The sequence below is a fragment of the Flavobacterium sp. TC780 genome (assembly GCF_056783245.1).
The window spans coordinates 1-8,138 of record NZ_JBXBAV010000055.1; the positions used below are offsets into that span (position 1 = coordinate 1).

Here is an 8,138-nt window from a genome sequence, read left to right on the forward strand (position 1 = left end):
TACCATTTGGCCAAGGTTAATACATGCTCCTGTTGTTAGGGAGGCAGCACCTAACTCTTGAAAAAGGGCTTGATGAAAAGTTATTAGCACCACATTTAGCATACCTTGATGGATTGTTAATTAAATACCCACAAAGTCCCGAAAATGAAGCAATTCGATTTGTGATTACAAATGATTTAGCTTTGACATATTTATTGTTAGAGAATAAGCAGAAAGCATTGTTTTACGCTGATTTACTTGTTAAAAATGACAGACGGGATTCTAGAGGTTCAGATATTATAGATAGAGCCAATACGGCAGATTTTGTTGATAAAAAAGTAAGAACTCATACGAATCGTTTTGTTGATTTGAAAAAGTTAGGTTTTAAGATAAATGAAGAAAAAGAAGAGTTAAGACTTGCTTTCTTTGAAAAAATTGATAGACAAGAAGCTGATTGGGAACAAGAAAAAGCAACTAGAGTTGAATTTTTGGAAAAAAGTAAAATTCAAAGAGACAATATGCTTGATTCTATAGCTTATCAGAGCAATCCTGATTTATTGGCAAAAATAATAAACAGATTGGGAGGAAGTGAAAATCTAAAAAAAAAATAGACAAAACACACCTGACTTCTAAGTTGGTATTAGAGGAAAGTAATGTACCTCATATAGAGGAAAGATGGGCTACTTCTGCAAATTTTCTTCTTAAAAAAGAAAATGCCTGAAACTTATTACCAAATAGTGAATGGTCCGGAATCTTGGAGCCATGATGATAGAGAAAAGGGAGTAGAAGCAAAATGGAAAAAATCATCTGCAACAGATCATTCAAATCTTTCGGCAAATCTAGATCCAATTAATTTGATCTCAGGTTTTAGACTTGATTTGTGGAATAAATATGAATTGTTAGGAGAGGAAATGGCAGCAGGAAAACTTTGCTATCATTTAACTTATTTTGAAAAAACATTGATTTTAATAATAGAACAATTCCTAAAACGGAATACCATCTTTTTATAGATAAAGAAAATTTTAATGTTGTTTCGGTTGAAAAAACAGAATTTGATGATGGAAATAAAGCTTTTTTGAGAAAAACTTTTAAGGACTATCGAGAAGTTGTGGCTTTGAATAATGGTCGAATTCCGTATAAGATTCAATATGAAATAGAAGATTATTACGGAGATACGTTATATGAAGAGCAAAGAGATAAAATCGAAATTAATCCTATGTTTGCTAACCGAATTTTTATTAAGGAAGTCTATTTCGGATCTTTTAAATGAAGATTTAGACTATTAGCAATGACCATTTTTTGTTAATCAAAAAAGATGATGTGTTTTCTTTTTAACGGATGCTATGAAATATTTTCTTGAAGATTGAATTCTTAAGGTTTTCAGTTTTTAGAAAATATTTTTGTTTAAATCAATAACATTTTTTGATAAACGTAGAATTATAAATGTATTAACAAATTTAATTAGTGAATTGGTGGCTAAAAAAATGAAAATTCCTTACTTTCGCACTTCGATTTAAGAAAAGGATAAAATGAGCACAAAATTTACTGAATACAAAGGACTTGACTTACCAACTGTAGCGTCTGAAGTTCTTGATTTTTGGAAGAAAGAAAATATATTTGAAAAGAGTGTAACTACTCGCGAAGGTGCTGTGCCTTTCGTTTTTTTCGAAGGTCCGCCTTCGGCAAACGGATTGCAGGAATTCACCACGTAATGGCACGTGCTATTAAAGATATTTTTTGCAGATATAAAACTCAAAAAGGATTTCAGGTAAAACGTAAGGCTGGATGGGATACTCATGGATTACCTGTAGAATTAGGTACTGAGAAAGAATTAGGTATTACTAAAGAAGATATTGGGAAAACAATTTCTATTGAAGAATATAACGAAGCGTGTAAAAAAACCGTAATGCGTTATACAGATGTATGGAATGATTTAACTGAAAAAATGGGATATTGGGTAGATATGGAAGATCCATATGTGACTTATAAACCAAAATATATGGAGTCGGTTTGGTGGCTTTTGAAACAAATCTATAGTAAAGGTTTGATGTACAAAGGCTATACAATTCAGCCTTATTCTCCAAAAGCAGGAACAGGATTGTCTTCGCATGAAGTAAATCAGCCTGGAAGTTATAGAGATGTTACCGATACAACTGTAGTAGCTCAGTTTAAAGCAACTAATGAAACATTGCCAAGTTTCCTTCAAGGATTTGGCGATATTCATATTTTGGCTTGGACAACAACTCCTTGGACGTTACCAAGTAACACTGCATTAACAGTTGGGCCAAAAATTGACTATGTTTTAGTTAAAACATTCAATCAATATACATTTGAGCCTATCAATGTTATTTTAGCTAAGAATTTAGTTGGAAAACAATTCAGTAAAGGGTTCTTCGAAAGTAGCGATGTTGCTGATTTTGAAAATTTCAAAAGCGGGGATAAAAAGATTCCATTTCAGGTGCTTACTGAATCAAAAGGTTTAGATTTAGTAGGTATTCGTTATAAGCAATTGTTACCTTTTGTTTTGCCATATCAAAACCCAGAGAATGCTTTTAGAGTAATCTCAGGAGATTTTGTAACTACCGAAGATGGAACAGGAATAGTGCATACAGCACCTACATTTGGAGCAGATGATGCTAAAGTTGCTAAAGAAGCAAAGCCAGAAGTACCACCAATGTTAGTATTGGACGAAAATGGAAACCCAGTTCCTTTAGTCGATTTACAAGGAAAATTTACTTCGCATGTAGGTGAATATGCTGGTAAATATGTGAAAAATGAATATTATGATGAAGGGACAGCGCCAGAACGTTCTGTAGATGTAGAAATAGCTATTCGTCTTAAAGAAGAAAATAAAGCATTTAAGGTAGAGAAATATGTGCATAGTTATCCACATAGCTGGAGAACAGACGAACCTTTATTATACTATCCTCTTGATTCTTGGTTTATAAAAATTACAGATGTAAGAGATAAAATGTTCGATCTTAATGAAACTATCAATTGGAAACCAAAAGCTACAGGAGAAGGTCGTTTTGGAAATTGGTTGAAAAATGCTAACGATTGGAATTTATCACGTTCACGTTATTGGGGAATTCCATTACCAATATGGAGAACTGAAGATAAACAAGAGGAAATTCTAATTGGATCTGTAGAAGAATTATACAATGAAATCGAAAAATCAATAACAGCAGGTTTTCAAAAAGAAAACCCGTTTAAAGGTTTTGAAGTCGGAAATATGAGCGAAAGCAATTACGATTTAATCGATTTACATAAAAATATAGTAGATAAAATTACTTTAGTCTCTCCGTCAGGGAAACCAATGCAGCGTGAGGCTGACTTAATTGATGTTTGGTTTGATTCAGGAGCCATGCCTTATGCACAATGGCATTATCCTTTTGAAAATAAAGATAAAGTTGATGGGAATAAAGATTTTCCAGCTGATTTTATTGCCGAAGGAGTAGATCAAACACGTGGATGGTTTTATACGTTGCATGCAATTGGAACATTGGTTTTTGACAAAGTAGCTTATAAAAATGTGGTCTCAAATGGATTAGTTTTGGATAAAAACGGACAGAAAATGTCTAAACGTTTGGGGAATGCAACAGATCCATTCAAAACATTAGAAGAGTTTGGACCAGATGCGACACGTTGGTATATGATCTCGAATGCAAATCCTTGGGATAATTTGAAATTTGATATTGAGGGAATTGCTGAGGTTCGCCAAAATTCTTCGGAACATTATATAATACCTATTCGTTCTTTTCGTTGTATGCAAACATTGATGGATTTAAATATGCTGAAGCAGAAATACCATTAAATGAAAGGCCAGAAATTGATCAATGGATTATTTCGGAGTTAAATACGCTTATAAAAGAAGTTGACGGTTTTTATGCCGATTATGAGCCAACAAAAGCAGCTCGAGCGATATCTGACTTTGTACAAGAGAATTTGAGTAACTGGTACGTTCGTTTATGTCGTCGTCGTTTTTGGAAAGGGGAGTATGCACAGGATAAAATAGCGGCATATCAAACATTATATACTTGTTTGTTAACTATAAGTAAATTAAGTGCGCCAATTGCTCCGTTCTTTATGGACAAGCTTTACAGAGATTTAACGACTTCAACACAGTCAGAAAATTATGACAGTGTACATTTGGCAGAGTTTCCTAAATACGTTGAAAACTTTGTTAATAAAACGTTAGAGAGCAAAATGCAGAAAGCACAAACGATCTCTTCACTTGTATTATCGCTTCGTAAGAAAGAGATGATTAAGGTACGTCAACCATTGCAAAAGGTAATGATACCAGTACTTGACGATAATCAACGCAGTGAAATTGAGGCAGTTTCAGAGCTGGTAAAAGCAGAGGTTAATGTGAAAGAAATCGTTCTTTTGGATGATGCTTCTGGGATTTTAGTAAAGCAAATTAAGCCTAATTTTAAGGCCTTAGGTCCACGATTTGGCAAGGATATGGGATTGATTTCCAAAGAGATACAGTCTTTTACTGCTCAACAAATCAGTCAGTTAGACAAGGAAGGTTCTCTGGATATTGTTATTGCAGGAAATAGTGTAACTTTATCATTAGAAGATGTCGAAATAACGTCACAAGATATCGAAGGTTGGTTGGTTGCAAATTCAAACGGAATAACAGTTGCGCTTGATATTACAATCACGGAAGAACTGAAAAATGAGGGTATCGCAAGGGAGTTGGTTAATAGAATTCAAAATATCCGTAAAGATTCTGGATTCGAAGTAACAGATAAAATAAAGGTACAAATAAAAAGAAGTGGTATATTAGAAAATGCGTATTCTAAAAACGAAGACTATATTAAGTCCGAGACATTAACTGATAGCTTGGTTTTCTTAGACGAATTAGAAAGCGGCACAGAAATTGAGTTTGATGATATAAAAACAACGATATTAATTTCAAAATAAATATAAGATGGTAGATGAAATTACAAGATACTCTGACGCTGATCTAGCGGAATTCAAAGAGATCATTTTGGGTAAAATACAAAAAGCGCAAGCTGATTTAGACTTGATTAAAAGCGCTTATATGAATGATTTAAATAATGGTACAGATGATACATCGCCTACGTTTAAAGCGTTTGAAGAAGGAAGCGAAACGATGTCCAAAGAAGCAAACTCACAGTTGGCTATCAGACAAGAAAAGTTTATTCGAGATCTAAAAAATGCGCTATTCCGTGTAGAAAATAAAACCTATGGTGTGTGCAAAGTAACAGGAAAATTAATCGGGAAAGAAAGATTAAAAATTGTTCCTCATGCTACAATGAGTATTGAAGCTAAAAATTTGCAACGATAATTTTAAAATAAAATCAAAACGCTCCTAATCAAGGGGCGTTTTTTTTATTATATAAGAAGAAAGAAATAAGTTGATTTGGAATATGAGAATATTTTTTAATTAGAACTACCCTGATTATTGATAGTTCTAATTAAAATAATAAGATAAACTAAGCTAAGTTTTTTTCTAGCTCTAATTTGTGTTTTCTTAAACAGCTCTTGTCATTCCTAAATTTGCTTTGGTTGAATCTGCAGCAAGGTAAATCATGAATTTTTTGTTTGGAGAAATATCGATAATGTGAATCTGATTAGAGAGTGTAATCAAAATATCTTCGATGTCCTGGTTTAAATTTAAAGCTTTTACGGCACTCAATTTTGCTTTTACAACTTCGAGATTATAAGCAGCTGCCAATTCAGGATCAAAACCTGGATCTATTGTTAAGTTTCCAAAACTTAATCCTGATTCAATTTCGGTTACAGCTACAGCTATAAAGCCATTTACGTTGGTTTTCATTTCATTTAAAAACACATTTAAGAAGTCATTGCTCATAATTTTTGGGGGTTTATTGGTTATTAATTATTTTAAAAGGCTGATGCCGCTAAGTTTAGTAGCCAATTCATCAATATTTCGTAAAAACAATCCAAGATTGCTCCCGTCATTAGAGAAAACAATAACACTGTGAGAATTGTTTATTTTATTCATTACTACGACACCACCATCGGTAGTTTTAAGGTATAATTGTTTTAAATACCCTTGGCTAAGTCGGTTAGGAATTTGTCGCTCATAGATAAGATAGCATCGCTCATTGCAGCAACACTATCACTGTAATCTAAGTGTAGGGAGGTTATTAATTTCCCTTTTGCACCTGATATTAGGGCTGATGATGATTTCGTCTGAATTAAAAACTCATTTAGGATAATTGTGATTTCATTCATTGTGTGGAGTTTTGGGAAGTTGTTAAAAAATAATTGATTAAGCTAATTTAATTAAAAAAATAATAACTTTTTCATGTATTATCTCGTTAATTTATTTAACATATAAAATTTTTTTGCGTATTATTGTAAGTAAATATGAAAATCAAGTAATTTTTAATTTAATATGAAACGTTATGGCTAAAGTATTGAAATTTAGAGATGTGAAGTCCGATGTTGATAATAGAATGAAGGATTTTGAAAAGATTAGGATTAAGCTAAATGTGGCTCGTGCAAAAAGCACTCAGAGTGACAGTGTTAAATCTGGTGAAGTTGAAAAGGAAACCAAAGGATTGTTTGATTCAATCTCTAGCTTTTTTTATGAAGGGTCAAAACCAGTTAGATATAATGGAAGGAAATAAAGAACATTTTGTTACGAAATAATTAACGCTCCCTAGGGAGCGTTTTTTTTGATTTAATTGTTACTTTTGCGCCAATAAAAAATTATAAAATGTCACTACGAAAAGCGTATTTACTTATTTTCATTATTTTACTTATTGATCAGGTTTCTAAAATTTACATTAAAACAAACTTTGTTTTGAGTGAAGAGGTAGAAGTCTTTAAATGGTTTAAGATCCTTTTCATTGAAAATGAAGGAATGGCTTGGGGAACAAAAATTCCAGGTGAATACGGAAAATTGATCTTGACTGTGTTTAGGATTTTTGCAGTTTTCGGTATAGCATATTGGCTGTACGATTCTATAAAAAAACAAAGTTCGACGTATTTAATTGTTGCTATTTCTTTGATTATGGCTGGAGCAGCAGGGAATATTATAGATTCAGTTTTTTATGGAGTGATTTTCGACGATAGTTATAATAATTTAGCTACATTGTTTGCTCCAGAGCATTATGGAACATTGTTTCATGGTAAAGTGGTTGATATGTTATATTTTCCTATTTGGGAAGGGAATTTACCAACGTGGTTGCCAATATGGGGTGGAGAACCATTTAAATTTTTTAATGCAATCTTTAATTTTGCCGATATGGCGATTTCTACTGGAGTTGGAATTTTAATTGTTTTTAATAAAAAAGCATTTAACAAGCACTAATAATTTGCTTTCATAGAATTTTAGTTTTTACAACCGATAGTTCTCGGGATGTTTTATTTTTACAGGTGCGAAAAACTAAAAAAATGCAAAGACCCTCTTTTTCTATATATGACGCATCTGCGGGTTTGGTAAAACATACACTTTAGTTGAATACCTTAAAATTATTCTTTCAGCTCCCAAAAATGATGCATATCGTAATATTTTAGCGATTACATTTACCAATAAGGCGGTGCACGAAGTTGAAAAGCCGTATTGTGGGCAGTTTATCGGAATTTGCGAAAGATGAACCATCTGCAAAAGCGGTGGATTTGATGCAGGATTTAGCTCGAGAAACAGGGCTTTCGATTATTGAATTAAAAACTAAATCACAAAATATCATTAAGCATATTATCCATAATTATGCAGCTTTTGATATTTCTACAATGATAAATTTACACATAAGGTTATCCGTGCTTTTGCGCATGATTTAAATTTACCCATGACTTTTGAGGTAACTCTGGATACCGAAAATTTACTTATAGAGGCAGTTGATGCCATTATCGCTCAAGCAGGTCGAAGATGAAACTTTGACCAAGTTATTGATCGATTTTACAATGGAAAAAACCGACGATGATAAAAGTTGGGATGTGTCTCGTGAAATTCTTGAAACAGGAAGGTTAATTTTAAATGAGAATAATCGAAATGAGATTATACATTTTCATGATAAATCAATTGGTGAGTTTGTTGAAATAAAAAAGAAGCTAACGGCTTTATGTAAAGACCTGGAAGAGGAGAATGCTGCTTTTGCTACAACTGCACTTTTGTTAATAGGTGCTGCCTCCCTAACAAACAGGAGCATGTATTG

7 protein-coding genes and 3 pseudogenes are annotated in these 8,138 nt (G+C 32.7%); 8 read left to right on the forward strand and 2 right to left on the reverse strand.

From position 1 onward, the window contains the following. Positions 1-23 precede the first annotated feature (23 nt). The 5 genes and pseudogenes from AC1RYN_RS05525 to AC1RYN_RS05545 all read left to right on the forward strand — a co-directional run bounded on the left by AC1RYN_RS05525 (position 24) and on the right by AC1RYN_RS05545 (position 5,296). Positions 24-590 (forward strand): hypothetical protein, encoded by a 567-nt coding sequence (locus tag AC1RYN_RS05525; RefSeq protein WP_481806151.1) that lies wholly within the window; start codon positions 24-26, stop codon positions 588-590. Positions 591-692: 102 nt separating this feature from the next. Continuing rightward, positions 693-989, forward strand: a complete 297-nt coding sequence (locus AC1RYN_RS05530) for a hypothetical protein (protein WP_481806152.1) — start codon at positions 693-695, stop codon at positions 987-989. Positions 990-1,054: 65 nt separating this feature from the next. Beyond that, a complete protein-coding gene (locus AC1RYN_RS05535) occupies positions 1,055-1,249 on the forward strand; it encodes a hypothetical protein (protein ID WP_481806153.1) in 195 nt (64 codons plus the stop codon). 259 nt (positions 1,250-1,508) lie between these two features. Continuing rightward, positions 1,509-4,908 (forward strand): annotated as a pseudogene (gene ileS, locus AC1RYN_RS05540) (isoleucine--tRNA ligase). Positions 4,909-4,915: 7 nt separating this feature from the next. Then, positions 4,916-5,296 carry a TraR/DksA family transcriptional regulator gene (locus tag AC1RYN_RS05545; protein ID WP_082001802.1) on the forward strand — a complete coding sequence of 127 codons (381 nt, stop codon included), beginning with the start codon at positions 4,916-4,918 and terminating at the stop codon, positions 5,294-5,296. A 148-nt stretch (positions 5,297-5,444) separates the two neighbouring features. Here AC1RYN_RS05545 and AC1RYN_RS05550 read toward each other — a convergent pair. After that, positions 5,445-5,824: pseudogene (locus AC1RYN_RS05550) on the reverse strand (hypothetical protein). 194 nt (positions 5,825-6,018) lie between these two features. Next, a complete protein-coding gene (locus AC1RYN_RS05555; RefSeq protein WP_481806154.1) occupies positions 6,019-6,210 on the reverse strand; it encodes a hypothetical protein in 192 nt (63 codons plus the stop codon). Between the two features lie 173 nt (positions 6,211-6,383). Between AC1RYN_RS05555 and AC1RYN_RS05560 the strand changes: the two genes are divergently transcribed. The 3 genes and pseudogenes from AC1RYN_RS05560 to AC1RYN_RS05570 form a co-directional block, all read left to right on the forward strand. Further along, the gene (locus AC1RYN_RS05560) at positions 6,384-6,608 is read left to right on the forward strand and encodes a hypothetical protein (RefSeq protein ID WP_481806155.1); all 225 of its coding nucleotides are present in this window, start codon (positions 6,384-6,386) and stop codon (positions 6,606-6,608) included. An 89-nt stretch (positions 6,609-6,697) separates the two neighbouring features. Further along, complete coding sequence (locus tag AC1RYN_RS05565) at positions 6,698-7,294, forward strand: lipoprotein signal peptidase (RefSeq protein WP_129540564.1); 597 nt, start codon at positions 6,698-6,700, stop codon at positions 7,292-7,294. Positions 7,295-7,377: 83 nt separating this feature from the next. Continuing rightward, a pseudogene (locus tag AC1RYN_RS05570) lies at positions 7,378-8,138 on the forward strand (UvrD-helicase domain-containing protein); the annotation flags it as partial.

What these genes read in the sequence shown, in the direction of transcription:
- AC1RYN_RS05530 (WP_481806152.1), top strand. Translation starts at nt 693, where the DNA reads ATGCCTGAAACTTATTACCAAATAGTGAATGGTCCGGAATCTTGGAGC.
- AC1RYN_RS05525 (WP_481806151.1), top strand. Translation starts at nt 24, where the DNA reads ATGCTCCTGTTGTTAGGGAGGCAGCACCTAACTCTTGAAAAAGGGCTT.
- AC1RYN_RS05560 (WP_481806155.1), top strand. Translation starts at nt 6,384, where the DNA reads ATGGCTAAAGTATTGAAATTTAGAGATGTGAAGTCCGATGTTGATAAT.
- AC1RYN_RS05555 (WP_481806154.1), bottom strand. Translation starts at nt 6,210, where the DNA reads ATGAATGAAATCACAATTATCCTAAATGAGTTTTTAATTCAGACGAAA.
- AC1RYN_RS05545 (WP_082001802.1), top strand. Translation starts at nt 4,916, where the DNA reads ATGGTAGATGAAATTACAAGATACTCTGACGCTGATCTAGCGGAATTC.
- AC1RYN_RS05565 (WP_129540564.1), top strand. Translation starts at nt 6,698, where the DNA reads ATGTCACTACGAAAAGCGTATTTACTTATTTTCATTATTTTACTTATT.